The following is a 26,492-nucleotide window of genomic DNA, read 5'->3' as shown; positions in this document are numbered from 1 at the left end:
GCCGGTCGGCCCGGGTCCGGGCCGACCGGCTCCCGGATCCCCGCCGCTGGACTCCGCAGAGATCATGGGGACCTTGCCCGCCCCGGACACCACGCGGATCATGGAAGCCGCAGCGGACTTCAGCAGAGCGACAGCTGAGACGACAGGCACCGAGTCCTCCGGAGCAGGCATGCAGAGTCAGCAGAATCCCGACTCCTCGCAGGAGCCGGGCCCGCCCGGAGAAGCCGCCCGCTTCTCCGTACTCGACCGCTCACGCACCCGCGAGGGGCACGAGCCGCCCGAGGCGCTGCGCGACACCGTGCGGCTGGCTCAGGATCTGGAGAAGCTCGGTTACCACCGGTTCTGGGTCTCGGAGCACCATGGAGTGCCCGGCGTCGCCGGCTCCGCGCCCACCGTGCTGGCCGCCGCGGTCGCCGCCGCCACGCGGACGATCCGGGTCGGCACCGGAGGTGTGATGCTGCCGAACCACCAACCGCTCGTCGTGGCCGAGCAGTTCGGTGTGCTGGAGTCGCTGTTCCCGGGGCGGATCGACATGGGTCTGGGCCGTTCCGTCGGCTTCACGGACGGTGTGCGCAAGGCGCTCGGCCGGGACAAGGACGTCGCCGAGGACTTCGCGGCGCAGCTCGCCGAACTCCTCGGGTGGTTCCGGGGTACTTCCCCGACCCGCGTCCACGCGCGCCCCGCGGAGGGCCTGACCGTGCCACCCTTCGTGCTCGCGATGGGCGAGGGCGCCACGATCGCGGCGCGGGCGGGCCTGCCGATGGTCATTGGGGACTTCAGGAACCGGGAGAAGATGCGGCGGGGCATCGACCACTACCGCGCGGCCTTCCGCCCCTCCGTCTGGGCGCGGGAGCCGTACGTCGTCATATCCGGCACGATCGCGGTCGCCGAAAGCCCGCATGCGGCGCGCCGTCTGCTGCTCCCGGAGGCCTGGTCGATGGCGTACTCCCGCACGCACGGCACCTTCCCGCCGCTGCCGCCCGCCGAGCGCGTCGAGGCGCTCACGATGACCGCCAGGGAGCGCGGCTTCTACGAGTCCGGGCTCACCGGCCATATCGCGGGCACCGAGGAGCAGGTCGCCCACGAGCTGGAGACGGTGATCAAGGAGACCGGCGCCCAGGAGGTGCTCGTCACCACCAGTTCGTACGACCGGGACGCCCTCCTGGACTCCTACCGGAGACTCGCGCGGGTGGCTGGGCTGACCGGGTTCCCGGGGTCCGGGCCTGACCCGGACCCGACCCGGGCCTGATCCAGGAGACAGGCCCTGGCGCCCAGGTCGGCGCGGACCACCTCCCGCAGCGCCTCATGCGACGCCTTCATGTCGGAGTCGTACCGCTGCCGCGCCGCTTCCGGATCGGTGGCGGCGCCTTCGGGCCGCTGTTCCACCGGCTTCCCCCGTTCTGTGGGAGCGGAGCCTGGCAACGCCCCGCACACGGTAATGCGCGTGCCCGGGGCGAGAGTTCAGGCGGCCAGTTCCTTCAGCGGGGATTCGATGTGCGTCGGGTGAGCGTCCTGGTGGCGTTTTGCCCGGCGGACGGCGAGTGGTGCCGCCAGGCCCGTCAGGGCGAACAGCGCTCCGACGACGTACCACCCTGGGCGGCCCCAGGTGATGCAGAGCGCGATGAGCAGGCCTGGCCCGAGAGCTTCGGCCAGTCCGGCCCCCAGGCCGAAGACGCCCAGGTACTGGCCGGTGGCGTGCTCCGGAGCGAGGGCGAAGGACACCTCGAAGCCTCCGGCGGAGTGCCACAGCTCGCCGACCGTGTGGATCACCACCGCCGTCATCAGCAGCATCGCGGCGGCCCAGGCCGGTGCCCCCGCGGACAGCGAGATCAGCGAGCAGGAGACGAGGAAGGCCACACCTGACCGTCGGTAGGCGGCTCCGCCGGTCCGAGGGGAATCGATGCTGCGGCTGGCCCGTACCTGAAACGCGATGACGATGACGGTGTTGATGAGCATGGTGCCCGAGATGAGCCAGGGCGGGGCGGTCGTCGCCGCGACCAGCCACAGCGGAACGGCCACGGTGAGCACCTTGAACTGGATGGCCATGATGCCGTCGAGGGCGGTGATCAGGAGGTAGGGGCGGTCCCGCAGGGCGATCCACCGAGGGCCGCCGGCGGTGGGACCGGGGGTGACCGGCGGGAGGAGGACCAGGACGGCGGCAGAAGCCGCGAAGCCGATCGCGTTGCCGATGACAAGTAGCTGGTAGGCGGCGTGGGTGCCCACCTGGACGGCCCAGCCTGCCAGCAGGGCACCGAGGGATATGCCGATGTTGGTCACGGAACGGAGATGGGCGCGGAACTCCTGCGGCCGGTCCCCTCCGTAGCGCCTGATGATCGGACTGCGTGCGGCCAGTCCGGCCGCCTTCGCCCCGGTGGCCGCGCAGACCGCGAGAACGAACGGCCAGAAGCTGTCCACCAGCACGAAGCCGGCCGTTGCCAGCGCCTGGACCACCAGGGTGGTCGCGTAGACGCCGCGCGCTCCGCGTGTGTCCGCGAGATGGCCGACGGCGATGCCCACGGCCAGTGAGACGAGACCGGCGATGCCGAGTCCGAGGCCGACCTGGCCTGCCGGAAGGTGCACCGCCTGGGTGAAGTACAGCACCCCGGCGGTCAGGTAGAGGCCGCTGCCGACGGTGTAGACGAAGTTCGAAGCGGCGATGACGCGTTGCGGTCCGGCATCCGGGATCAGACGGGGCATGAAGTGGCTCCGCATTCGAGGCAGGCGGTAAGGACCGGTCCAGCTTCTTGCATATTACTTGCAAGAGCAAGACTTTTGCTATTAGACACACGGTGGCCTTGTATCGTGGGCTCCTGCCCCAAGCCGCAGGAGTCCAGCCCATGCACAGCCCCCACGACCCGTACGTCCGCGTCCGGGGCGCCCGTGAGCACAACCTCCAGGGCGTGGACGTGGACATCCCCCGTGACGTCCTCGCGGTCTTCACCGGCGTCTCCGGCTCCGGCAAGTCCTCGCTGGCCTTCGGGACCATCTACGCGGAAGCTCAGCGCCGCTACTTCGAGTCGGTCGCCCCGTACGCGCGACGGCTGATCCACCAGGTGGGGGCGCCGAAGGTCGGGGAGATCACGGGGCTGCCGCCCGCGGTGTCCTTGCAGCAGCGGCGGTCGGCGCCGACGTCGCGCTCGTCCGTGGGGACGGTCACCAATCTCTCCAACTCGCTGCGCATGCTGTTCTCGCGGGCGGGCGACTATCCGGAGGGCGCCGCGCGGCTCGATTCGGACGCGTTCTCACCCAATACGGCGGCCGGGGCCTGCCCCGAGTGCCATGGGCTCGGTCAAGTGCACCGTACGACCGAGGAGTTGCTCGTACCCGATCCGGCGCTGTCGATTCGCGAGGGCGCGATCGCCGCGTGGCCGGGTGCCTGGCAGGGCAAGAACCTGCGGGACATCCTCGACACGCTCGGCCACGACGTGGACCGGCCCTGGCGGGAACTGCCCGCCGAGGACCGGGAGTGGATCCTCTTCACGGACGAGCAGCCGGTCGTCACCGTGCACCCGGTGCGCGACGCGGAGCGGATCCAACGCCCGTACCAGGGTACGTACATGAGCGCCCGGCGCTATGTCATGAAGACCTTCTCCGACACGAAGAGCCCGACGCTCAGGGCCAAGGCGGAGCGGTTTCTCAGCAGCGCCCCCTGTCCGGCGTGCGGCGGCAGCCGGCTGCGTCCCGAGGCGCTGGCGGTGACGTTCGCCGGACGGAACATCGCCGAGCTGGCCGCGCTGCCGTTGGCGGAGCTGGCCCGTGCGCTGCGGGGAACCAGCGAGGCCGCCCGGGTCCTCACCGCCGACCTCAGGTCCCGTATCGCGCCCGTCTCCGAGCTCGGCCTCGGCTATCTGAGCCTCGACCGGGCGACCCCCACCCTCTCCGCGGGAGAACTCCAACGGCTGCGTCTGGCAACGCAGTTGCGCTCCGGTCTCTTCGGGGTCGTGTACGTCCTCGACGAGCCGTCCGCGGGACTGCACCCGGCGGACACCGAGGCCCTGCTCACCGTCCTGGAGCGGCTGAAGTCGGCGGGCAACTCGGTGTTCGTCGTGGAGCACCACCTCGATGTCGTACGGGGCGCCGACTGGCTCGTCGACGTCGGTCCGCGCGCCGGCGAGCACGGCGGGCGCGTACTGCACAGCGGCCCGGTCGCGGAGCTGGAGCGTGTGGCGGAGTCCGCGACGGCACGCTTCCTCTTCGACCGCTCCCCCGCTCCGGTACGCGACGTCCGGTCACCCGGCGGCCAGTTGAAGATCGGGCCGGTCACCCGGCACAACCTGCGCGGGGTCACCGCCGAGTTCCCGCTCGGCGTGTTCACCGCGGTCACCGGCGTCTCCGGCTCCGGCAAGTCGACGCTGATCGGCGAGATCAAGGAGGAACTCTCAGGTGTCGGGCGTCTGGTCTCCGTCGACCAGAAGCCCATCGGCCGTACCCCGCGCTCCAATCTGGCGACCTACACCGGACTCTTCGACGTCGTACGCAAGGTCTTCGCCGCGACTCAGGAGGCGAAAAGGCGTGACTACGGCGTGGGGCGCTTCTCCTTCAACGTCGCGGGCGGGCGGTGCGAGACCTGTCAGGGCGAGGGTTTCGTCAGCGTGGAGCTGCTGTTCCTGCCCAGCACCTATACGCCGTGCCCGGACTGCGGTGGGGCGCGCTACCGCCCCGAGACGCTCGAAGTGACGTACCGGGAAAGGAACATCGCGCAGGTCCTGGACCTGACGGTGGAGGCCGCGGCCGACTTCTTCGCGGACACCCCGGCCGTCGCGCGCAGCCTCACCACCCTCCTCGACGTGGGCCTCGGCTATCTGCGACTCGGCCAGCCCGCAACCGAGTTGTCCGGCGGTGAGGCCCAACGCATCAAGCTGGCCAGCGAGTTGCAGCGGGTGCGTCGCGGCCACACCTTCTATCTCCTCGACGAGCCGACGACGGGACTGCACCCGGCCGATGTCGAAGTGCTGATGCGCCAGTTGCACGGCCTGGTCGACGCGGGCCACACGGTCGTGGTCGTCGAGCACGACATGACGGTCGTCGCGGGCGCCGACTGGGTGATCGACCTGGGCCCCGGCGGCGGCGACGCGGGCGGGCGGATCGTGGCTGTGGGGCCGCCTGCGGAGGTGGCGGGGGCGGCCGGGAGCCGCACGGCGCCCTACCTCGCCCGTGCGCTCGGACAGGGCCGGTAGCCGGCAGGTCCCCCAGCCCATGGCCACGGCCGTCAGGGGTGGGCGTCGGCCGGTGAACAGACTTGTCGCAGGCCCCCTTGCGCCGCGTCCGCGAGGGCACGTCGGTCGGTGTGGGCGCCGGCCGCGAGCACGGGCCGCAGCTCCACCTCGGCCACCAGCCCCCGCGCCGACGCCACCCGCCACAGCGACGCGAGGAGCGAGTCGTCGCCGACGAAGGCGGGCGCGGTGCTGGCCGCTCCCCCGGTGAGCCGGTAGTGGAGGCGCACCGGCTGGACGGGCACGCCGGCGTCGAGCGCGGCCTGGAAGACGGCCCGGCGGAAGTGTCCCTGGGCCCGGCCGCACCATGTGCTGCCCTCGGGGAAGGCGACCACGGCCGCCCCGCCGCGCAGGGCCTGGGCGATCCGGTCCACGGTGGCGGGCAGGGCGCGCAGCCGGTCGCGTTCGATGAACAGGGTGCCGCCGCGGGCCGCCAGCGCGCCCGCCACGGGCCAGCCGCGGACCTCGGTCTTGGCGAGCATCCGCGCCGGGCGGACGGCGGCGAGCAGCGGGATGTCCAGCCACGAGATGTGGTTGGCGACGATCAGCAGTCCATCGGTGGGCTTGGCGGCTCCGGTGATCCGTGTCCGTACACCGGCGGCGCGCACGACGGTAAGACACCAGCGGCGGATCCACCGGTCGCGCGGCACCGCCCGCATGCGTGCCGCGAGCGGGGTCAGGAGGACGCCGGCGAGGACCACCAGCAGCACCGCGGCGAGCCGCAGAACGGCGCGCGGCACCGCCGCCCAGGTTGTCGTGGACTCCACGCAGCCGTGCGGGGAGCAGGGTGCGGTGGGCAGCCAGGCACTGGTCTGCGGGGCGGGGCTGGGCGCGACGAGCCGCGGCACCGTGGGCACGGGACCGGGAAGCACCGCGACGCCCCCCGGGACCCCGCCGAGGCGTGGGCGGCGGATGACCGCGAGGCGTGGCGCTCCGATGCGGGGCGCGCTCATCAGGCGGGGACGAGCGAGAGGAAGTGCCGCAGATAGCGCGGGTTGACCCGGCGCATCGACAGCAGCACGTACAGGTCGGCGACCCCGAAGTCCGGGTCGTGCGCGGGTTCGGCGCAGACCCACGCGCCGAGGCGGAGATAGCCGCGCAGGAGCGGGGGCAGCTCGGTACGGGCGGGCCTGGGGACGCCTTCCGCGCTCCAGGGCAGCAGCGGACGTACCCGGTACTCCTCGGGCGCCAGGTACTTGTCCTGGACCCGGTCCCAGGTGCCGGCGGCGAGCCCGCCGCCGTCGGCGAGCGGGATGGAGCAGCAGCCGGCGAGCCACTCGTGGCCGCCTTCGACCATGTAGCGGGCTATGCCGGCCCAGATCAGCCCGATGACCGTGCCGTCGCGGTGGTCGGGGTGGACGCAGGAGCGGCCGACCTCGACGAGCCCGGAGCGGATGGCGGCCAGCGGGCCGAGGTCGAACTCGCTCTCCGAGTACAGGCGTCCGGCGATCGCGGCACGCTCGGGCGGCAGCAGCCGGTAGGTGCCGACCACCTGGCCGGTCACCGTGTCGCGGACGAGCAGGTGATCGCAGTACGCGTCGAAGGCGTCGATGTCGTGGCCGGGCTCCGGGGTGGTCAGGAGGGCGCCCATCTCCCCGGCGAAGACGTCGTGGCGCAGCCGCTGGGCGGCACGGACGTCGGCCTCGTCGCGGGCGAGGGTGACGGTGTAGCGGGTCGGGGCGACGGGTTGCGGGGGGCTGTCGAGGGTGGAAACGCCGGTCATGGCACTCTCCTGGTCACGGGCCGGTTTCGGCTCATCGGCGGCAGACCGGATCGGTGCGGTCTGCGCGCTCCTGTTCTTCCGATGCCGGTTGGCGTGCGCGTGACCTGCGCCAGGAGGGCGGATGTGAGGATGTTGAATGCCAGGGGTGCCCGGGAATGCGAGACGGGACCGGGGCTTGAGCACCACACCCGGTCCCGCCCGTCCGCACCATACGGCGAACGACGTGTCGGCTAACGCTTGCCCGCCTTTCGGGTCGCGCGCAGCCACTCCTTGTTCATGCTGGTGATGGAGACCAGCGGGATGCCCTTCGGGCAGGCGGTCGCGCACTCCCCGGTGAGGGTGCAGCCGCCGAAGCCCTCGTCGTCCATCTGCGCCACCATGTCGAGGACGCGGGTCTCGCGTTCGGGCGCGCCCTGCGGCAGGACGTTCAGGTGGTTGACCTTCGCCGAGGTGAACAGCATCGCCGCGCCGTTCGGGCAGGCCGCGACGCAGGCGCCGCACCCGATGCACTCGGCGTGCTCGAAGGCGAAGTCGGCGTCCGGCTTGGGCACGGGCGTCGCGTGTGCCTCGGGCGCGGCGCCGGTCGGTGCGGTGATGTAGCCGCCGGCCTGGATGATCCGGTCGAAGGCCGACCGGTCCACCACCAGGTCCTTCACCACCGGGAAGGCCGAGGCGCGCCACGGCTCGATGTCGATCGTGTCGCCGTCCTGGAAGGACCGCATGTGCAGCTGGCAGGTGGTGGTGCGCTCGGGTCCGTGTGCGTCACCGTTGATGACGAGCGAGCAGGCACCGCAGATGCCCTCGCGGCAGTCGTGGTCGAAGGCGACGGGGTCGTCTCCGCTCAGGATGAGCGACTCGTTGAGGGTGTCGAGCATCTCCAGGAAGGACATGTCGGCCGAGATGTCGTCCACCTCGTACGTGGACATCGCTCCGTCGGCGCCGGCGTTCTTCTGCCGCCAGACGCGCAGGGTGAGCTTCATGCGTAGCTCCGCTGGGTGGGGTGGACGTACTCGAAGACCAGGTCTTCCTTGTGCAGGACGGGCGCGTCGCCGGTGGCGGTGAACTCCCAGGCGGCCGCGTACGAGAACTCCTCGTCCCTGCGGGCGGCCTCGCCGTCCGGGGTCTGCGACTCCTCGCGGAAGTGGCCGCCGCAGGACTCGGAGCGGTGCAGCGCGTCGAGGCACATGAGCTCGGCGAGCTCCAGGTAGTCGACGACGCGGTTGGCCTTCTCCAGCGACTGGTTGAACTCCTCGCCGGTGCCGGGCACCTTGATGCGCCGCCAGAACTCCTCGCGGATCTGCGGGATGCGCTCAAGTGCCTTGCGCAGCCCGGTCTCCGTACGGGCCATGCCGCAGAACTCCCACATGAGTTCGCCGACTTCGCGGTGGAAGGAGTCGGGCGTGCGGTCTCCGTCGACGGCGAGGAGCAGCCGCAGCCGGTCCTCGGTGTCGGCCAGCACCTCCTGTACGGCGGGGTGTTCGTCGGTGACCTGTTCGTGGTGCGGATGGCGGGCGAGGTAGTCGTTGATCGTCGACGGCAGGACGAAGTAGCCGTCGGCGAGCCCCTGCATCAGGGCCGACGCGCCGAGCCGGTTCGCGCCGTGGTCGGAGAAGTTGGCCTCGCCGATCGCGAACAGGCCGGGGATGGTGGTCTGGAGGTCGTAGTCGACCCACAGTCCGCCCATCGTGTAGTGCACGGCGGGGTAGATCCGCATCGGCACGCTGTACGGGTCCTCGGCGGTGATCCGGGCGTACATGTCGAAGAGGTTGCCGTACTTCTCCTCGACCTTCGCCCGGCCCATGCGGCGGATGGCGTCGGCGAAGTCCAGGTAGACGCCCTGGCCACCGGGGCCGACGCCGCGCCCCTCGTCGCAGACGTTCTTCGCGGCCCTCGACGCGATGTCGCGGGGCACGAGGTTGCCGAAGGACGGGTAGATGCGCTCCAGGTAGTAGTCGCGCTCGTCCTCGGGGATCTCGTTCGGCGGACGGGTGTCGCCCTTGGCCTTCGGCACCCAGATGCGGCCGTCGTTGCGCAGCGACTCGCTCATCAGGGTGAGCTTGGACTGGTGGTCGCCGGTGCGTGGGATGCAGGTGGGGTGGATCTGGGTGAAGCAGGGGTTGGCGAAGTAGGCGCCGCGCCGGTGGGCCCGCCAGATGGCGGTGGCGTTCGAGTTCATGGCGTTCGTCGAGAGGTAGAAGACGTTGCCGTATCCGCCGCTCGCGAGGACCACCGCGTCCGCGTAGTACGTGTCGATCTTCCCGGTGATCAGGTCGCGGGCCACGATCCCGCGCGCCCGTCCGTCGACCACGATCAGGTCGAGCATCTCGGTCCGGGGGTGCATCTCGATGTTGCCGGCGGCGATCTGCCGGGACAGCGCCTGGTACGCGCCGAGCAGCAGCTGCTGGCCCGTCTGCCCCCGGGCGTAGAAGGTGCGGGACACCTGGACGCCGCCGAAGGAACGGGTGTCGAGGAGGCCGCCGTACTCGCGGGCGAAGGGCACGCCCTGTGCGACGCACTGGTCGATGATCTCCACCGAGATCTGCGCCAGGCGGTGGACGTTGGACTCGCGCGCCCTGAAGTCACCGCCCTTGACGGTGTCGTAGAACAACCGGTGGACGGAGTCCCCGTCGTTCCGGTAGTTCTTCGCCGCGTTGATGCCGCCCTGGGCGGCGATCGAGTGGGCGCGGCGCGGCGAGTCCTGGTAGCAGAACTGGACAACGTGGTAGCCCTGTTCGGCGAGCGTGGCGCCGGCCGAGCCGCCCGCGAGGCCGGTGCCGACGACGATCACCGTGTGCTTGCGGCGGTTGGCCGGGTTGACCAGCTTGGCCTCGAAGCGCCGGGTGTCCCAGCGCTCGTTGATCGGGCCCTGCGGGGCCTTGCTGTCGACGACCGGCTCACCGGTCGGGTAGTCGGCGTATGTGGTCATGTCAGCTCACCACTCCGGTCATGACACCGACGGGTACGGAGATGAAGCCCGCCGTGAGCACCAGCGCGAGGACGTTGGCGACGGTTTTGAAGGCGCGGTCGCGGGTGCGGCTGCCGACGCCGAGGGTCTGGGCCGCGCTCCAGAAGCCGTGCCGGATGTGCAGGCCGAGCGCGAGCATCGCGACGATGTAGATGACGTTGCCGTACCAGGTGGAGAAGGTGTCCACGACGTTCTGGTACGGGTGGCCCTCCTGGAAGCCGCCGGAGTGCACGGTGCCGGTCGTCAGGTCGAGGATGTGCCAGACGATGAACAGGCCGAGGATGATCCCGCCCCAGCGCATGGTGCGCGTCGCGTAGCTGGACCGCGGCTTCTTGTGCACGTACTTGCTGGGGCGCGCCTTGATGTCGCGGCGGCTGAGCTGGTACGCGGAGACGGCGTGCGCGACGACGGCGACGACCAGCACCACGCGGACGAGCCAGAGCGTCCACTCGTAGTGCATGAAGGGCTCGCCGGCCGTGCGCAGCCAGTGCGCGTAGTGATTGAATTCGCCGGCCCCGAAGTAGATCTTCAGGTTCCCGATCATGTGGGCGACCAGGTACAGCACCATGATCAGGCCGCTGACGGCCATCACGGTCTTCTTGCCGACGGAGCTGTCCCACACGGTGCGCGCCATGGACGGCCGTCGGTCCGTCCGCGTTGCCAGAGCCATGTCACGGAACGCTAGGGCCCGAGGGGCCGATCGGTCCAAGACATGGTGCGGCTCGATTCCATAGGCATGCCCTATCGTGGCTGTGTGCAGTTCACGCAGCTCCAATACTTCGTGGCCGTCGCCGAGACCCGGCACTTCACCCGGGCCGCCGATCTGGTCCATGTGGCACAGCCGTCCCTGTCCCAGCAGATCAAGGCGCTGGAGCGGGAGTTGGGGGCGGATCTGTTCCTGCGAGCGCGCGGGAACATCACGCTCACGGACGCGGGCGAGGCGCTGCTGCCACTGGCCCGGCGCATCCTCGCCGACGCGGACACGGCCCGGCACGAGGTGCAGGAGCTGGCCCAGCTGCGCAGCGGCCGGATCCGCCTCGGTGCGACCCCGAGCCTGTGCACCGGTCTGCTCCCGGACGTGCTGCGCGCCTTCCACGACCGCTATCCGGGCATCCGGCTGCTGATCGAGGAGGGCGGTTCGCACGATCTCGTACGGGAACTCGCGCGCGGCGCCCTCGACCTCGCCCTGGTCGTCCTCCCCCTCCCGACGCCGTCCCCCGCGCTGACCACGGTGGAGCTGCTGCGCGAGGACCTGGTGGTGGTGTCGTCGCCGGAGGCCCCCGCGCCCGGCCGCGGCCGGCGCACGGTCCGTGTCGCCGATCTGGAGGGCGAGCGTCTGGTGATGTTCCGGCACGGCTACGACCTGCGGGAACTGACCGTCGCCGCGTGCCGCGCCGAGGGCTTCGAACCCGACTTCGCCGTGGAGGGCGGCGAGATGGACGCCGTCCTCGGCTTCGTCCGGTCGGGGCTCGGCGTGGCCGTCGTGCCGCGCATGGTCGCGACGCGGTCCGGGCGGGGGCTACGGGTGACACCGCTGGCCCGGCCCGGACTGCACCGGACGATCGCGCTGGCCCACCGCAGTGATGTAGCTCCCCCGCGCGCGGCGAGGGAGCTACAGAGGATGCTGCTGGAGCGTTGAACCGTCAGCTCGGCGTGGAGGGGAACGGGGGCAGGGGGCGGGTCACCAGGTCGGAACGAAGCCGCCGTCGATGATCAGGTCACTGCCGGTGATGTTCCGGGCGCGGTCACCGGCCAGGAAGAGGACCAGTTCGGCGACCTCGGCGGGCTGGGAGAAGCGGCCGGTCACGGTGGACCCGGCCACCTGCGCGACCACGTCTTCGGGAGCGATGCCGGCGGCGGCCGACACGGTGGCGGCCACTCCGTCCCCACCGAGCCACAGCTCCGTCTCCACCGGCCCGGGGCTCACGGTGTTGACCCGGATGCCCCGGGGCCCGACCTCCTTCGACAGCGCCTTGGAGAAGGCGACCAGGGCGGCCTTGCCCGCGCTGTAGTCGATCACCATGGGGTCGGGCAGCGTCGCGTTGACCGAGCCGACGGTCACCACGGAGCCCTGGCCGGCCTCCAGCATCAGCGGCAGGGCGGCCCGGGTGACCCGTACGGCCGTGAGCAGGTTCAGATCGACGGTGCGCGCCCAGTCCTCGTCGGTCACGGTGAGGAAGCCGCCGGTGCGAGCCGGGGCCGAGCCCACGTTGTTGACGAGGATGTCGACGCGCCCTCCCGCGGCCTCGACCAGCCGCTCCGCCGCACCGGGTTCGGCGAGATCGACGGGCACCCAGGTGACGGAGCCCTCCTTCACCAGTGCGTCCAGCCCCGCCGACGCGGTGCGGGACCCCGCGACGACCGTCGCCCCCTCACTGGTCAGCGCCTCCACGATGGCCAGTCCGATGCCCTTGCTGGCTCCGGTCACCACGGCGGTCCGGCCCTGCAGTTCCGTGCTCATTGTCCTCAACTCCCATGCTGCGGCGCCTGATTCGGGGCGCCTGGTGGTGTTCGTTCCGGTGGTCCGGCCGCTGGCCGGTGGTAGGGGTGGCTCTTGGATCGTCCGACGCCGTCGGCCGCCTTTGCGTCAGGCGCGCGACGTGTCCCGGCCGCAGATGCCCTGGCGGGCCAGCCACTGCAGCGTGTACTCGGCCACCGTCCGCCAGCCGTGGTCGACGACCAGCGAGTGCCCGCGGTCGGGGAACTGCTTGAGGTCGGTTACGGCGGACGAGTCGCCGTAGAGCTTGTACGCCGAGCGCGTCACGACGTCCGGCACGGTGTGGTCGGCCTGGCCGGAGATCATCAGAAGCGGGCCGCGGTCCGCGTTGTCGGTGGCCACGGCCGCCGAGGAGTTCCGGCTGAAGTTGGCGAAGGCGGCTTCGAAGAGCGGTCGGCCCGGCGAGGGAACGGTGAACCGCTCGTACAGGTCGTCGGACCCGGCCGGCGGCAGCGCGTTGCCGAAGCCGTAGCGGAACCGGGCGGCGGTCAGGGAGACGGCCCGGCGCCGGTTGGCGGGGTTGCCCAGGAACGGGAAGCCCGCGCGCAGCTGCGCCAGGGGCAGCGCCTTGACGCCCTTGATCTGGGCCGGGCCGATGGCCACGGCGGCCCGGCCCAGGCCCGCGCCCAGCAGCCTCTGTGCGATCAGGCCGCCGAAGGAGTGCCCGATGAGCACCGGCGGACGGTCGAGGGAGCGGATGATCCCCGCGTAGTGGTCGGTGACCTCGTCGATCCCGAGTCCCGCGACGGCCTCGGGGTGTCGCCGCGACTCGAGTACGGCAGCTCGGTCTCCGCCTCCACACCGGCCGCGCGGATCACCCGATGGCCCAGCTCGGCGGCCCGCGCCGCGGCGACTTCCAGCAGGACGCTCTTGCCGACTCCCGCCTCTCCGCGCAGCAGCAGGGCCCGCCCGTCGGGCGACGTGGCGAGCCGGGAGACCTCGGCGATCTCCGACTCCCGGCCGACAAGAGGCCCTTCGTCCGCCATCCGCCTTCTCCTCCCGCTGCGCTCCGGATCACACCGACGGCTTCCATGTGCCCGGGCGGCGCTGCGGCGTGGCTCCCGATGGAGGAGACCACGCCGCGTACGACGTGTCAGCCCGTCGCGTCCACCAGCGCCAGCTCGTGCAGCCGTTCCGGCGGTCCCGGCCGGGCGTAGTACCAGCCCTGGGCGGTGTCGCAGCCCAGTATCCGCAGCTGCTCGGCCTGGGCGCCCGTTTCCACGCCCTCGACGGTGACCGCGAGGTCGAGGCTGTGGGCGAGGGAGACGATGCCCTCGACGATCTTCAGGTCGACCGGGTCGGCGGGGAACTGCTGCATGCTCTGGGTGAAGGACCGGTCCAGCTTGAGGATGCTGACCGGCAGGCGGCGCAGGTTGGCGAGGTTGGAGTAGCCCGTGCCGAAGTCGTCGAGCGCGATGTCGACGCCCATCTCGGCCAGCCGGCGCAGCGGCTTGAGCAGGTCGTCGTCGGCGCCGATCAGCGCGGACTCGGTGACCTCCAGGCACAGCGCGTCCGCGTCGAGCCCTTCGCGCTCCAGGATGTCGACCGTGTCCTGGACCAGCCCGGGATGGGTCAGCTGGCACGGCGACAGATTGACGTTGATCCGCAGCGGGCCCGCGTCGGAGTGTCGTTCCTGCCACGCGCGGGCCTGGCGCACCGACTGCTCCAGGACCCAGCGGCCGAGCGGCACGATCAGGCCGGTGTGCTCGGCGAGCGGGATGAACTGGTCGGGGCCGAGGACGCCGTGCTGCGGATGCAGCCAGCGCACCAGCGCCTCCGCGCCGCGCACACTGCCGTCGCCGAGGTGCACCAGCGGCTGGTACTCGATGAAGAACTCGCCCCGGTCCAGGGCCGCGGGCAGCGCGGTGGTGAGTCCGTGCCGGGTGATGGCGCGGGCGTCGGCCTCGGGGTCGGCGAGCTCGAAGCGGTTGCCGCCCGCGGACTTCGCCCGGTACATCGTGATGTCGGCGCTGCGCAGCACCTCGGCGGGGCCGCGCTCACCGGCCGGTCCCTCGACGATGCCGATGCTGCCGCGCACGGTCAGTTCGCGGCCGTCGATACGGACGGGGGTGACGAGCGCGTTCATGATGCGGTCGGCGAGCGCGTCGACCTCGCGCTCGGTGTCGGGACCGGTGGTCAGCGCCACGAACTCGTCGCCGCCGAGCCGGGCGACCATCTCGCCGGGGGCGGTCGCGCAGGACTGCAGCCGGTCGGCGACCTCGACGAGCAGCCGGTCGCCGGCCGCGTGCCCGAGGCTGTCGTTGATGGTCTTGAAGCCGTCGAGGTCGAGGTAGCACAGCCCGAAGCGCTGGCCCTCGCCCGCGGACAGGGCCTTCTCCAGGCGCTCGAAGAACAGGGTGCGGTTGGGCAGTCCTGTGAGCGCGTCGTGCGTGGCCTCGTAGCGCAGCCGCAGATTGAGCAGCCGCCGCTCGGTGGTGTCCTCCATCAGCGCGAGCTGGTACTGGGGTTCGCCGTCCGCGTCACGCAGCAAAGAGACCGTCAGGTTGGTCCACAGGGCCGTGCCGTCGGGACGGTAGAAAGCCTTTTCGACGTGGTAGTGCTCGCGCTCGCCGCGTACCAACTCCTCGTACAGGCGCCAGACTTGGGGAGCGTCCTCGGGGTGCGTCCACTCGGGGACCTTGCGTCCGCGCACCCCCTGCTCGGAGCCGCCGAACATCCGCAGCAGTGCTCCGTTGACCTGCAGTATGTTGCCTTCGAGGTCGGCGATGCCGATTCCTATGGCCGCGCCCTCGAAGACCGCGCGGAAGCGGGCCTCGCTGGCGTGCAGCGCCTCGGCGACCGCGCTGCGGGCGTTCAACGTCGCCTGGGCGATGGCCTCTTGCTCGGTCAGCGTCCGCTCGCGCAGCGCCTGCGCGAACCCGGCGGCCATGGCGTGCTGCAGCCGCGCCGACCGGGTCCGCAGCGCGTCCTGGGGCCCGTCCTCGCCGCAGTAGAGCACCAGATAGGCATCCACGCAGTCGAGGGTGCGGCTGAGGGCCTCCGGGTCGGTGCAGTGCGCGGCGATGAGCGCGGTGCCGACCGCCTGGCCCTCGGCCGCGTCGAAGGCCCTGGCCCGCAGCGCGTCGCTCAACCTCCGGGCGAGCGGCACCAGTTGCTGCTCGAACTCCGGCCGGGTCAGCGACGTCGAGGTGACCGGGAAGACCGCCCGGCTCCAGATCGTCGCGAACCGGCGCAGTCTGTCCTCCGGTCCGTCCGGCTCGGCGGTCACGCCCTGCGCCCCACGCCGGCGAACCCGGAGAAGGAATAAGGATCCTCGTCCTCGGGTGCCGTGTCGGGCCGCCAGTTCGGCATCGGCACCAGTCCGGGTTCCACCATGTCGTACCCCTCGAAGAACTGCGCGATCTCGTCGCGCGTGCGCATGATCAGTGGATTGCGGATGCTCTTGTAGACGTCGACCGTGCCCTCGGCCCGCTCCGCAGGGAGCGGAATTCCCTCGTACGAGGCATGCGTGACAACGAGCAGGCTGCCCGGCGCGAGCGCGTCGCGCAGTTCGGCCACCGCACTGTACGGGTCGTCCGCGTCTTCCACGAAGTGAAGTATGGCAACGAGAAGAAGGGCGACCGGCCGGTTCAGGTCGATCAGGCGCTGTACCTGAGGGCTCGCCAGGATCTCCTGGGGCTTGAGCAGATCGGCGGCGACGACGTCCGCGTCCTCGTTGCCCTTCAGTACGGACTCGCTGTGCGCGACGGCCACCGGGTCGTGGTCGACGTACACGACGTGCGCGCCTGGCCTGGCCGCCTGGGCGACCTCGTGGACGTTGCCGAAGGTGGGAATGCCCGAACCGATGTCCAGGAACTGGTCGATGCCCTCGTCCGCCGCGAAGCGCACGGCGCGGCGCATGAACGCACGGTTCGCCTGCATGATCTTGGGAAGTCCCGGCATGAACTCCATCGCCTTGCGTGCCGCTTCCCGGTCGACCTCGAAGTTGTGCGAACCGCCCAGGTAGTAGTCATAGATACGGGACACACTCGGCACCGAGATGTCAATGCTCCGGGGGGCCCAGGCGGGACGCTCCATCTATCTCTCCAAGGCGTAGTCGACGGTGTAGGCGATCCGGTGTTCGAGCTGAGGCTACTGATCGCCCGCCAAAGGAGCGAGCCAAAACGGAAATTGACCGTCCGTTCCCGGTCACTGCCTCCGGCAAGTGCCGAATTGGCGCCCCGCGAGCGCCGCCCGAACACGCCTCTCACCGCCCCTGCGAAATCGCTCCGAAGCATTCCAAAAAGCTCCGGGGAGTTTCCCGCCCGGACACGCCAAGCGGTCCGCCCCCTCCGTGCGGTGCGGAGGGGGCGGACCTTGGGTCGCGCGCGTTGCTGTGTTCGTCCGGCACACTTGCCTGTCTGTTCCACTCCCTTCCGCGTTCCGTTGTCTTCCGGGTGAGGCGATCAACCCTGGGGAGGTGATCCGCTACTCCGACGCGCCGACCGGCTTTCCTTCGGGCGAGACGGCGTACCACGTGCCGCCGACGCCCTGACCGTTGGTGTCCCCGGGAGCCGTGTCACCGGAGAAGGTGTAGATGGGCCAGCAGTTGACTGTCATCTGCTTGACGCCGTCCGGGCGGGTGAAGCCCATGAGGCCCTTCTTCTTGACGCCCTTGGTGTCGTTGGCGGAGACCGGTGCGACCGCGGGCCACTTCTCCAGGCAGGCACCGGTGCAGGCCGACTTCGAGACCGGCCAGGCCTGGTCCTTCATGAAGCGGTAGACGGTCATGCCGTTCTTGTCGACGACGATGTCACCGAGCTTCGGGTCGTTGCGGACGGACAGGCCGGGCAGGTCGGCCAGCGTCGCCTTCTTGCCGTTGGGGGCCGATGCGAACCAAGTGCCGCCCACACCCTGGCCGTTGGTGTCCCCGGCCTTGGTGTCCTTCGCATACCGGTACATCGGCCAGCCGCCGATGGTCAGCTGCTTCGTGCCGTCCGACCGGGTGACCTCGCCAAGAAGCGTCTTGTCCACACCGGTGGCGGCCTCGGCACCCTCGGCGGGCACGGGCGGCCAGGCCTTCGCGCAGTCGCCGTCACAGCTCGACTTGGGCGGCTCGGCCGTGTCCTTGTCGAAGCGGTAGAGAGTGAAGCCGGCGCTGTCGGTCAGCACCTTGCCGAGCTGCGCGCTTTCCGCGACGGTGAGCTGACCCGCGGCTTCCGCCTGGGCCGCGGCGCTCTGCTGGTCCTTGGAATCGGCGCCGTAGCCATTGCCGGCGGTCGTGCTCGTTCCGTAATCACCGGCTGCGGCGGTCGCACCCACATTCTGGCTCCCCGTCGACTGGGTGCCCTGTTCCTGACCGCACGCCGTCGTGAGCGCCAGCACGGCCGCAGCTGTCGCTACGAGTGAGGCGCTCCGCCAGGAGGTCTTCATTGGTAACTCCCGCTGTTCGCATAAGTGTTGCAGCGCCCTGCTGCGCCGCGCATGGCCCTAGGTACGGGCGGGAGTGGCGGGAGTGTTCAACCGGCTCACAAATTTCTTTCCGGAACCTGTGACGCGAACCGCGAGGTTCGCACACACGTGCGTACACACCGGCGTTTCCCGCCCGGTTCGTCAAACCGCCGGAGGGCGCACGTCCTCCCTTCGGGGGCAATCCCCGGCACTCCGGCGTGCGCGGACGCTGCGCGCCCCATGATCTCCGTCGTGCATGGACCCACGCGGACCCGATCCGCCCTCGTCATACGGGTGTTGGCGCTGCTGACGCTCACCTGGATTCTCAGCGGCGCGCCGAGCGGAACGGCCGCGGCCGACTCCTGCGCGTATGCCTCCACGGGCCCGGACGGCGAAGGGACGACGGCGGTGGCCGTCGCGGGGAGCGGCGCGGTGGCGGTCGCCGGGAACACCACCTGGTGCCCGACCCCCACACCCACCCCGACGCCACCCTGCCCGACACCGACGCCCACTCCGACCCCCACGCCGACACCCACACCCACCCCGACACCCAAACCCAGACCGACGCCCACACCCACACCCACGCATTCGCCGAGACCCCAACCACCGCCTCCCCCGCCCCCGCCTCCTCCGACGCCGACACCACGGCCCGTGGCGCCGCGGCCCACCCCGCCGCCGAAGCCGAAGCCCACGCCCACACCGAGCGCGCGCCCCAAGCCGTCGCCGTCCCCGGTGAGTTATCCGGCGTACCGCATCCCGCCGCGCAAGCACCTGCCCCGCAGCGGCCCGTCGCTGGTCTCGCTCACCCTGCTCATCACCGCGCCCGCGGTGCTCGCCGTAGCGGCGCTGCGCCCGCGCTGACCCTGGAGGCATCCTTGTCGGAATGGCTTGTTCTCGTCCTCGCGATGGCGGCCGCATGCGTCGTCGTCCTCATCGTGACCCTCGTACGCCATCGGGCGGCCCCGGTGGACGAGGATCCGTCCGAGACCCCGGACGTGATCGAGTACATGAGCATGATGATCGGCGTGGTGTACGCCATCGTCCTCGGCCTGGCCATCGCCGGTGTCTGGGAGGGACGCGGCGTCGCCCAGGACCATGTGCAGACGGAGGCCCAGGCCCTGCACGAGATCACGGAGCGGGTCCGCGTCTACCCGCCCGACGTGCGCGACCGCATCCGCGCCGACGTCAACACGTATGTCAGCCACGTGGTCCACACCGAGTGGAAGACCATGGCGGACCAGGGCCATGTGACGGCCCAGGGCGGCCGGCTCTTCGACCGTATCCGTCAGGACGTCACCGACTACGAGCCGAAGACGGACTTCGAGGCCCAGGCGTACCAGCCGCTCGTCGACCAGGTCACGGCGGCGGACGCCGCGCGCAACTCCCGTGCCGACTCGACGGGGGCGACCATGCCGGGCGTGGTGTGGTTCGGGCTGATCGCCGGTGCCGTGGTCACCGTCGGCATGGTCTTCGCCCTGCAGATCCGGCGCACCACCCGCGAGCTGATCCTCGCCGGGCTGTTCTCCGCTCTGATCGCCTTCCTGCTCTTCCTGATCTGGGACTTCGACGCGCCGTACAGCCGGGGGATCACCGCCTCGGCGGAACCGTTCACCGCGCTGTTCCCGCACCTTCCCGGGTGACGGAGCCTCAGTAGGCGCTCGGCGTCGAGGGGGCGGGCGCCACGCCGCGTCCGTCCCCCGGCTGCACGCACACCGTCCCCTGTGCGGCCCACACCGTTGCTCCATTCGCGCGACTGCGATCGCGCCCCCGCGCACCCTTTCCTAGCGTTCCGATCATCGAGGTGCATTTCTCGCGCAAGCGGAAAAGGTCCGCGGCACGGCTCCTCGGGGACCTGGAGGCTCACCATGCGCGCGATACGCGTCGCTTCGGCCGCACTGCTGGGCTTGACCGCCCTGACCTTCACCGCACCCAGCGCCTTCGCAGGTGACGGGGACGACCACAACATCACCCCGTTCGGCTTCAGCGTCCAGCCGTCGACCATCACCGCGGGCGGCCGGCTCTCGCTGCTGCTGAAGAGGGACGGGGGCTGCAACGGGACCGTCAGGATCTCCTCGGGTGTCTTCGACACCGTCACCATCCCCTCGGGCCGGTCCTCGGCCACGGCCACGATCGACCGGGACGCCCGACAGGGGGCCGTGCACGAGGTGACGTTCGTGTGCGACGGCGTGAGCGGCCACACGAACATCACCATCGGCACCGGCACCGGCACCGGCACCGGCACCGGCCGTTCCGACGACCTGTCGCCCCTCCAGGTCCCCGTGCAACAGGGTGTCAGGGCCGGTGTCGGCGGCAGTGTCGGCGGCTTCGACGTGAAGGAGATCGGCCTGGGAGCCGCACTCGTCGGCGGCTCCGTCGGCGTGGCGTGGTACATGTCGCGCCGCTGTGGCGCGTCCGACGACGCCTGACGCGCCGAGACAGCCCTTCGCCCCGGACTCCCTCGGGAGGGTCCGGGGCGAAGGGCTGTCTCGTGCGGCTTCCGAAGGGGAGTTCCGGTCCCGAAGGGGCAGGACCGGCCTTTCGGGGCGATGCCGGTCAGATCCTCTTCTCGGATCTGCGGCGCAACCAGAACACTCCGCCGCCGACGACGGCAGCGGCCACCAGACCGCTACCGATGGCCATGTCGGTGCGCGTGGCGCCGGTCGAGCTGCTGCCGCCGAGACCACCGCGGACACCGCCGATCACCGTGAAGGCGGACGGACGGGTCAGCGCGCCCGCACCTACGCAGTTGACCGTGATGTCGTACGAGCCGGGGCGCGCGTCACGGTTCACGGTCGCCGTTCCGCTCGCCGTGTCGCCGTTGCCCGGGATCCGCGAAAGGGACGCGCGCCGGAACGCGGGCGAGGTCATGGTGCCGCCGTTCCGGCACCCGTCGACCGTCACCGTCAGCTGGCCGCCGGCGGCGATGACGCTGGGCGAGGCGATGATGTTCCTCGAAATACCCCCGAAGTTGCCGCCGAGCCCGTTCCCGTTGTTGTTGCCCGGTCGGCCCCCGTCGTTGTTGCCGAACCCCCCGTTGTTATTGCCGAATCCGTTGTTGTTGCCAAATCCGTTGTTGTTGCCGAATCCGTTGTTGTTGCCCGGCCGCCCGCCGTCATTGTTGCCGAACCCCCCGTTGTTGCCCGGCCGCCCCCCGTCATTGTTGCCGAACCCCCCATTGTTGCCCGGCCGCCCCCCGTCATTGTTGCCGAACCCCCCGTTGTTGCCCGGCCGCCCCCCGTCGTTGTCGCCGAACACGCCCTCGTTGTTGTTCCCGAAGTCACCCGCATTGTTGTCGCTCTGACTGCCCGCCTCGCCCATACCGTCCGCGACGGCCGCGGGGGCGGCGAGCCCGAGGACGGCGACCACTGTGGCCGCGGCCGCCAGGGCACGTGAGTTTCGCATGTGATCCTCCGCGGAAGACGCCCCGGGAACCGTCCCCGGTCGATCGGCGAGAAAACGCCTCCCAGACAGACCCTCAGATGCCGTGCACAGGGCCGCATTTCGAGAATGGTCCGTCCTGGTGAGAGGACACGCCGAGAGAATTCCACACAATCGGATATTGCCGCAGGTCACGGACCGTCAGAAAATTCCTGCCCGCGGCAACTCGGATGGCTCACGAGGGATGTACTCCGCCACCCGTTCGCCCGCGCCCCGTCGCCCGCCGGACGTGCTGCACTTAGCGTTCTCATATGCGCGACGGACGCGGCGACGGCCGCGTCGAGAGGGGATTGCGAATGTCTGCGTCCGAGCTGGCCGAAGAGGAGGAGCGGCAGCGGAAGCGCGCCCCGTGGGGCGTGATAGCGCTTGTCCTGCTGACCGGCCTCGCACTCATCCGGAATGGTTCCGGTGAGTTCGACGTGGGCCCTCCGCAGCCCGCTTCGGCGGCGGCAGCGGACAGCCTCATCCCCGGTGGCACCTTCTCTGGCTTGCCGGCCCCGCTGCCGTACTCCGTGGCGGACCGGATCAGGATCCCGGCGATCCAGGTAGACGCCCCGGTCATGCCGGTGGGCCTGGACGTCGACGGATGGGTCGGGGCGCCGCCGCCGGACAACCCGAATCTCGCGGGCTGGTTCACCGGCGCGGTATCGCCCGGCGAAAAGGGCACGGCCGTGATCGTGGGCCATGTGGACAACGCGCAGGGCCCCGCCGTCTTCTACGGGCTCGGGGCGCTCAAGAAGGGGAACCGGATCGAGGTCCCGCGCAAGGACGGGAAGACCGCGGTATTCGAGATCTACGGCATCGAGGTCTTCGCGAAGAGCGGTTTCCCCGGCGACCGCGTGTACAGCAGCAAGGGAGCTCCCGAATTGCGGGTCATCACCTGCGGGGGCGGTTTCTCCAAGCAGCACGGCTACGACGGAAACGTCGTCGTGTTCGCCCGCCTGGTCGAGGTGCGCTGAGCGTTCCCCGGCCGGGCGGGCGAAAGCCCGTCGGTGGTCCTTTTCGACGTCCTGCCGACCGGCCGAGGCGTATGACCATCGGCCGGCCGGCGGTCGCTAGACGAATTTCCGTCGCGGCACGGTGATGTGATAGCCGGAATCCAGCAGCTGCGGCAGATAGCGGCGCAGCGCCCGTACGCTCTGCGAGCGGTCGCCGCCCGCGTCGTGCGAGAGGACCACGACACCTGGGGCGGCTCCGCTCTCGACCCGGTCGATGATGGTGTCGGTGCCCGGGGTCTCCCAGTCGAGGGTGTCGACCGTCCAGGCCAGCGGTTCCATGCCCAGTTCGGCGCCGATCTGGAAGGTCGCCCGGTTCCAGGCCCCGTACGGCGCGCGGAACCAGACGGGCGGTTCGCCGTAGGCGTCGTCGATGACCTCGCAGGTGCGCTCGATCTCGGAGTGGATCGCCGAGCGGGAGAGCTTGGTCAGCAGCGGGTGGGTCCAGGTGTGGTTGCCGACGATGTGTCCGTCGTCGGCCATCTCGCTCAGCAGGTCCTTGTTGTCGACGGCCATCTCCCCGCACACGAAGAACATCGCGCGCACGTCGTACTTGCGCAGGGTGCGCAGGATGTGCGGGGTGTAGCGCGGGTCGGGGCCGTCGTCGAAGGTCAGCACCATGCGGCGGCCGCGACCGGACACGCTCAGGATCGGCTCGTGCCGGACGGCGGTGCGCGGGGGTGCGCTGTGCGGTGGGCCGAATCCGGTCATCGGCTGGAGGCGGTAGGCAGACGGCTTCAGGGCGCGGCCCGCCGGTGGGCCCGATACCGCACGGGCACTGCGTACCGGCTTCGCGGCCAGTTCGGCGGTCAGGACGCGGGCCGTGCCCGCCCCCCCGGCCGCTCCCAGGACGGCGGCGCCGGCGATCAACGCCCGGCGCCGGGTAATCAGCTGATCCTTTTTCATGACTCATCAGTCACCCCAAAAAGGGGCGACGCAGCTCAGCAACACCGGCGCGAACCTACGAAAGCACCCGCCCGGCCCATTTCAGCGACGGCGCACCAGGGGGAACGGCAACGTCTCACGAATCGTCAGCCCGGTGAGGAACATGACCAGCCGGTCGACACCGATGCCGAGCCCTCCGGTGGGCGGCATCGCGTACTCCAGTGCTTCGAGGAAGTCCTCGTCCAGCTCCATCGCCTCGGGGTCTCCCCCGGCGGCGAGCAGCGACTGCGCGGTCAGCCGCCGGCGCTGCTCGACGGGGTCGGTCAACTCCGAGTAAGCGGTGCCCAGTTCGGTGCCGAAGGCGACGAGGTCCCAGCGCTCGGCGAGGCGCGGGTCGACGCGGTGCTGCCGGGTGAGCGGGGACACGTCGGTCGGGAAGTCCTTGTAGAACGTGGGCAGCCGGGTCTTCTCCTCGACCAGTCGTTCGTACATCTCCAGTACGACATCGCCGCGTCCGTCGTCGGCGGTGTACGGCACGCCCGCACGGTCGCACAGCCGCTGCAGCGTCTCCAGCGGCGTATCGGCGTCGATCTCCTCCCCCAGGGCCTCGGAGATCGCGCCGTACACCGTCTTGACGGGCCAGAGCCCGGAGATGTCGTACTCGGTGCCGTCCTTGCGCGCGACGGGCGCGCCGAAGGCGGCGGTCGCGGCACCCTGGATGAGTTCGCGGGTGAGGTCGAGCATGACGTCGTAGTCGGCGAAGGCCTGGTAGGCCTCCAGCATCGTGAACTCGGGGTTGTGCTTGTAGGAGACGCCCTCGTTGCGGAAGGTGCGGCCCATCTCGAAGACCTTCTCCAGGCCGCCGACGCACAGCCGCTTGAGGTAGAGCTCCGGTGCGATGCGCAGATAGAGGTTCAGGTCGTAGGCGTTGATGTGGGTGGTGAAGGGCCGGGCGTTGGCGCCGCCGTGGATCTGCTGGAGCATCGGGGTCTCGACCTCCAGATAGCCGCGGTCCAGCAGGCCCTGGCGCAGCGCCTGTACGGCCGTGGAGCGGGCCCGGACGACCTGGCGGGCGTCGGGGCTGGAGACCAGGTCGAGATAGCGGCGGCGCACCTTCGCCTCGGGGTCGGCGAGGCCCCGGCGCTTGTCGGGCAGCGGGCGCAGGCATTTGCCGGTGAGCTGCCAGGACGTGACGAAGACGGTCAGTTCGCCCTTGTCGCTGACGCCCGCGAGGCCGTCGGCGGTGAGGTGGTCGCCGATGTCGATGTCCTTGCGGAACCGGTCGAGGGCGGCTCCGGAGTCCTGGCGAGTGAGGGCGAGTTGGCGGTCCCCCGACCAGTCGCGCAGCACGGCGAAGACGATGCCGCCGAAGTCGCGGACGAGGATGACGCGCCCGGCGACGGTCACCTGGGCGCCCTCGCGGACCTCGGCGAGGGCGTGGGTGCGCGGGGGGATGCCCACCGGGTAGGGGTCGGTGCCGTCGGCGCGCAGCCGGTGGAGTTTTCGGTGCCGGATGCGGACCTGTTCGGGCAGACCCGTGGTGGGATCGCCGGCCTCGACCGCGTCCCCTTCGTCGAGCCCGAGGGCCGGCAGCGACGGCAGGCCTTCGGTGCCGGCGGGCTTGGGTCCGCTCCTGGCGCGCCCCTTGCCCCAGAGCTTGCGCAGCGAGGGCACGGAGACGAAGCCCTCGGCGATGCCGGACGCCAGACCGACGCGCGCGAGGGCGCCGGTCTCGCCGTAACAGATGAAGCGCGGGTACCACTCGGGGTGGTACTTGGCGTTGGACCGGTACAGGGCCTCCAGCTGCCACCACCGGGAGAAGAACAGCAGCAGCCTGCGCCAGAGCCTGAGCACCGGCCCCGCGCCGATGCGGGCGCCCTCCTCGAAGACCGAGCGGAACGCCGCGAAGTTGAGGGAGATCCGCCGTACGCCGAACTTCCCGGCGACCGCGCACAGCTCCGCGACCATGAACTCCACGACGCCGTTGGGGGCGCTGCGGTCGCGGCGCATCAGGTCGAGCGAGATGCCGTCCCGGCCCCAGGGCACGAAGGAGAGCAGCGCGAGGAGCTTGCCGTCGGCGGCGATCGCCTCGACGAGGAGGCAGTCCCCGTCCTCGGGGTCGCCGAGCCGGTCGAGCGCCATCGAGAAGCCGCGTTCGGTCTCGGTGTCGCGCCAGGCGTCGGCCCGGCCCACGATCTCCTCCATCTCCTCGTCGGTGAGGGTGGAGTGGCGGCGTACCCGGCAGGTGGCACCGGTGCGCTTCACACGGTTGACGGCCTGGCGCGTGACACGCATGTCGCGGCCGTCCAGGTCGAAGCCGGCGACGTACAGGATCGCCTCGTCGCCGAGTTGGAGCGCGCCGAGCCCGGAGCGCACGAACGCCTTCGCGCCGTCCTCCGAGGCACCCATCACGGCGGGCGCCCAGGCGTAGTGGCGGGCCGCGTCGAGCCAGGCGCCGATGGCGTGCGGCCAGGCCTCGCGGTCGCCGACGGGGTCGCCGCTGGCGAGGCAGACACCCGCCTCGACGCGGTAGGTGACGGCGGCCTTGCCGCTGGGCGAGAAGACGACGGCCTTGTCGCGGCGGGTCGCGAAGTAGCCGAGGGAGTCGTCGGCGCCGTACGCCTGGAGCAGCGCCCGGATGCGGGACTCCTCGTCGCCGTGCAGGGCCGCCTCCAGGCGCTGCGAGCGGAAGAGTGTCGCGGCGGCGTTGAGCAGGGCGAGGGCGCCGAACAGGCCGAGGACGAAGGACAGGGCCTTCGGCGGGCGCCCGTCGAAGGAGCGTCCGGAGACGATGCCGCCGCAGACCCGGTTGGCTGCCCACAACAGCCGCTGGCCGCGCGGCAGCGTGCCCGGGAACAGCTCGACCAGGCCCCAGCCGACCAGGATGGCCACGGCGAGCCCGAGGAGGAGCACGGTGAGGGCCTGCCAGACGGCGCCGCGCCGGTGGGCCGCGTAGAACTCCTCGCGGGCCACGATCAGCAGCGCCAGCGCGAGCAGGCAGACGACGAGGGACGGGACCGACGAGGCGTACAGGCCGAGCGCGACGCCGAGGATGTCGCCGAGGACGAGGAGGCCCAGGTAGACGACGACCAGCCACCAGGCGACCTTCTTGCGGGCGGCGGTCGCGCCGGCGAGCAGGAAGAGGAAGACGGCGTACGCGAGGTTGGCGCTGACCGGGACGGTCAGCAGGTCGAGGAAGCGCACAACGGGGCGCAGCAGCCGCCGCAGCGGCTCGATGAAGGCCAGCAGGGCGCAGAGCAGTCCGAGGGCGCCGAAGAAGGCCGCGAACCCCTCGGGCACCTTGCTGAGGAACCCGCCCCGGGACGGCCGTATCGGACCTGTCGCGTCCTTCGGTGCGCGGGCCTCCACGGTGGCACTCATGGTG

20 protein-coding genes and 1 pseudogene are annotated in these 26,492 nt (G+C 70.9%); 6 read left to right on the top strand and 15 right to left on the bottom strand.

Annotation, left to right across the window (positions count from 1 at the left end; genetic code table 11):
- Nucleotides 1-169: 169 nt before the first annotated feature.
- Nucleotides 170-1,249 carry an LLM class flavin-dependent oxidoreductase gene (locus AB5J50_RS45595; protein WP_369264437.1) on the top strand — a complete coding sequence of 360 codons (1,080 nt, stop codon included), beginning with the start codon at nt 170-172 and terminating at the stop codon, nt 1,247-1,249.
- A 212-nt stretch (nt 1,250-1,461) separates the two neighbouring features.
- On the opposite strand, the gene AB5J50_RS45590 is transcribed toward AB5J50_RS45595, so the two are convergent.
- Nucleotides 1,462-2,697, bottom strand: a complete 1,236-nt coding sequence (locus AB5J50_RS45590; RefSeq protein ID WP_369264436.1) for an MFS transporter — start codon at nt 2,695-2,697, stop codon at nt 1,462-1,464.
- A gap of 140 nt (nt 2,698-2,837) precedes the next feature.
- On the opposite strand from AB5J50_RS45590, the gene AB5J50_RS45585 reads away from it, so the two are divergent.
- The gene (locus tag AB5J50_RS45585) at nt 2,838-5,177 is read left to right on the top strand and encodes an ATP-binding cassette domain-containing protein (protein WP_369264435.1); all 2,340 of its coding nucleotides are present in this window, start codon (nt 2,838-2,840) and stop codon (nt 5,175-5,177) included.
- 32 nt (nt 5,178-5,209) lie between these two features.
- On the opposite strand, the gene AB5J50_RS45580 is transcribed toward AB5J50_RS45585, so the two are convergent.
- The 5 genes from AB5J50_RS45580 to AB5J50_RS45560 all read right to left on the bottom strand — a co-directional run bounded on the left by AB5J50_RS45580 (nt 5,210) and on the right by AB5J50_RS45560 (nt 10,535).
- Nucleotides 5,210-6,166 (bottom strand): lysophospholipid acyltransferase family protein, encoded by a 957-nt coding sequence (locus AB5J50_RS45580; RefSeq protein ID WP_369264434.1) that lies wholly within the window; start codon nt 6,164-6,166, stop codon nt 5,210-5,212.
- On the bottom strand, nt 6,166-6,936 hold the full coding sequence (locus tag AB5J50_RS45575; RefSeq protein ID WP_369264433.1) for a GNAT family N-acetyltransferase: 771 nt from the start codon (nt 6,934-6,936) through the stop codon (nt 6,166-6,168). Before AB5J50_RS45575 ends, AB5J50_RS45580 begins: the two co-directional genes overlap by 1 nt.
- Nucleotides 6,937-7,166: 230 nt before the next feature.
- Nucleotides 7,167-7,916 (bottom strand): succinate dehydrogenase/fumarate reductase iron-sulfur subunit, encoded by a 750-nt coding sequence (locus AB5J50_RS45570; protein ID WP_369264432.1) that lies wholly within the window; start codon nt 7,914-7,916, stop codon nt 7,167-7,169.
- Nucleotides 7,913-9,862, bottom strand: a complete 1,950-nt coding sequence (locus AB5J50_RS45565; protein ID WP_369264431.1) for a fumarate reductase/succinate dehydrogenase flavoprotein subunit — start codon at nt 9,860-9,862, stop codon at nt 7,913-7,915. The genes AB5J50_RS45570 and AB5J50_RS45565 overlap by 4 nt, the downstream gene beginning before the upstream one ends.
- A 1-nt stretch (nt 9,863) precedes the next feature.
- Nucleotides 9,864-10,535 carry a succinate dehydrogenase gene (locus AB5J50_RS45560; RefSeq protein ID WP_369265691.1) on the bottom strand — a complete coding sequence of 224 codons (672 nt, stop codon included), beginning with the start codon at nt 10,533-10,535 and terminating at the stop codon, nt 9,864-9,866.
- 120 nt (nt 10,536-10,655) lie between these two features.
- Here AB5J50_RS45560 and AB5J50_RS45555 point away from each other — a divergent pair, with 120 nt between their 5' ends.
- On the top strand, nt 10,656-11,540 hold the full coding sequence (locus tag AB5J50_RS45555; protein WP_327433859.1) for a LysR substrate-binding domain-containing protein: 885 nt from the start codon (nt 10,656-10,658) through the stop codon (nt 11,538-11,540).
- A gap of 42 nt (nt 11,541-11,582) precedes the next feature.
- On the opposite strand, the gene AB5J50_RS45550 is transcribed toward AB5J50_RS45555, so the two are convergent.
- The 6 genes from AB5J50_RS45550 to AB5J50_RS45525 form a co-directional block, all read right to left on the bottom strand.
- Nucleotides 11,583-12,362: an SDR family NAD(P)-dependent oxidoreductase gene (locus AB5J50_RS45550; RefSeq protein WP_369264430.1), complete on the bottom strand. Its 780-nt coding sequence runs from the start codon at nt 12,360-12,362 to the stop codon at nt 11,583-11,585.
- Between the two features lie 126 nt (nt 12,363-12,488).
- Nucleotides 12,489-13,130: an alpha/beta hydrolase gene (locus tag AB5J50_RS45545; protein WP_369265690.1), complete on the bottom strand. Its 642-nt coding sequence runs from the start codon at nt 13,128-13,130 to the stop codon at nt 12,489-12,491.
- Nucleotides 13,043-13,384, bottom strand: coding sequence for an ATP-binding protein (locus AB5J50_RS45540; protein ID WP_369264429.1), 342 nt, complete (start codon nt 13,382-13,384; stop codon nt 13,043-13,045). Before AB5J50_RS45540 ends, AB5J50_RS45545 begins: the two co-directional genes overlap by 88 nt.
- A 107-nt stretch (nt 13,385-13,491) precedes the next feature.
- Nucleotides 13,492-15,627 carry a putative bifunctional diguanylate cyclase/phosphodiesterase gene (locus AB5J50_RS45535; protein WP_369264428.1) on the bottom strand — a complete coding sequence of 712 codons (2,136 nt, stop codon included), beginning with the start codon at nt 15,625-15,627 and terminating at the stop codon, nt 13,492-13,494.
- Entirely contained in the window at nt 15,624-16,436 is an 813-nt protein-coding gene (locus tag AB5J50_RS45530; protein WP_369264427.1) for an SAM-dependent methyltransferase, read from the bottom strand. Before AB5J50_RS45530 ends, AB5J50_RS45535 begins: the two co-directional genes overlap by 4 nt.
- Nucleotides 16,437-16,826: 390 nt before the next feature.
- Nucleotides 16,827-17,771, bottom strand: a complete 945-nt coding sequence (locus AB5J50_RS45525) for an SCO0930 family lipoprotein (RefSeq protein ID WP_327433854.1) — start codon at nt 17,769-17,771, stop codon at nt 16,827-16,829.
- Between the two features lie 893 nt (nt 17,772-18,664).
- Here AB5J50_RS45525 and AB5J50_RS45520 point away from each other — a divergent pair.
- Together AB5J50_RS45520 and AB5J50_RS45515 are read left to right on the top strand one after the other, a co-directional pair.
- Complete coding sequence (locus AB5J50_RS45520; protein WP_327435325.1) at nt 18,665-19,429, top strand: hypothetical protein; 765 nt, start codon at nt 18,665-18,667, stop codon at nt 19,427-19,429.
- Between the two features lie 225 nt (nt 19,430-19,654).
- Nucleotides 19,655-20,215 carry a hypothetical protein gene (locus tag AB5J50_RS45515; RefSeq protein WP_369264426.1) on the top strand — a complete coding sequence of 187 codons (561 nt, stop codon included), beginning with the start codon at nt 19,655-19,657 and terminating at the stop codon, nt 20,213-20,215.
- Between the two features lie 127 nt (nt 20,216-20,342).
- Here the strand turns inward: AB5J50_RS45515 and AB5J50_RS45510 are convergent.
- Nucleotides 20,343-20,738: pseudogene (locus AB5J50_RS45510) on the bottom strand (hypothetical protein); the annotation flags it as partial.
- Nucleotides 20,739-21,523: 785 nt separating this feature from the next.
- Between AB5J50_RS45510 and AB5J50_RS45505 the strand changes: the two are divergent.
- Complete coding sequence (locus AB5J50_RS45505) at nt 21,524-22,186, top strand: class F sortase (protein ID WP_369264425.1); 663 nt, start codon at nt 21,524-21,526, stop codon at nt 22,184-22,186.
- Between the two features lie 96 nt (nt 22,187-22,282).
- On the opposite strand, the gene AB5J50_RS45500 is transcribed toward AB5J50_RS45505, so the two are convergent.
- Together AB5J50_RS45500 and lysX are read right to left on the bottom strand one after the other, a co-directional pair.
- Nucleotides 22,283-23,128, bottom strand: coding sequence for a polysaccharide deacetylase family protein (locus AB5J50_RS45500; RefSeq protein ID WP_369264424.1), 846 nt, complete (start codon nt 23,126-23,128; stop codon nt 22,283-22,285).
- A gap of 81 nt (nt 23,129-23,209) precedes the next feature.
- Entirely contained in the window at nt 23,210-26,488 is a 3,279-nt protein-coding gene (gene lysX, locus AB5J50_RS45495; protein WP_369264423.1) for a bifunctional lysylphosphatidylglycerol synthetase/lysine--tRNA ligase LysX, read from the bottom strand.
- Nucleotides 26,489-26,492 lie beyond the last annotated feature (4 nt).

The organism is Streptomyces sp. R35 (assembly GCF_041053035.1).
Taxonomy (GTDB): Bacteria; Actinomycetota; Actinomycetes; order Streptomycetales; family Streptomycetaceae; genus Streptomyces; species Streptomyces lutosisoli.
This window is presented reverse-complemented; position numbering and strand designations above follow the sequence as displayed.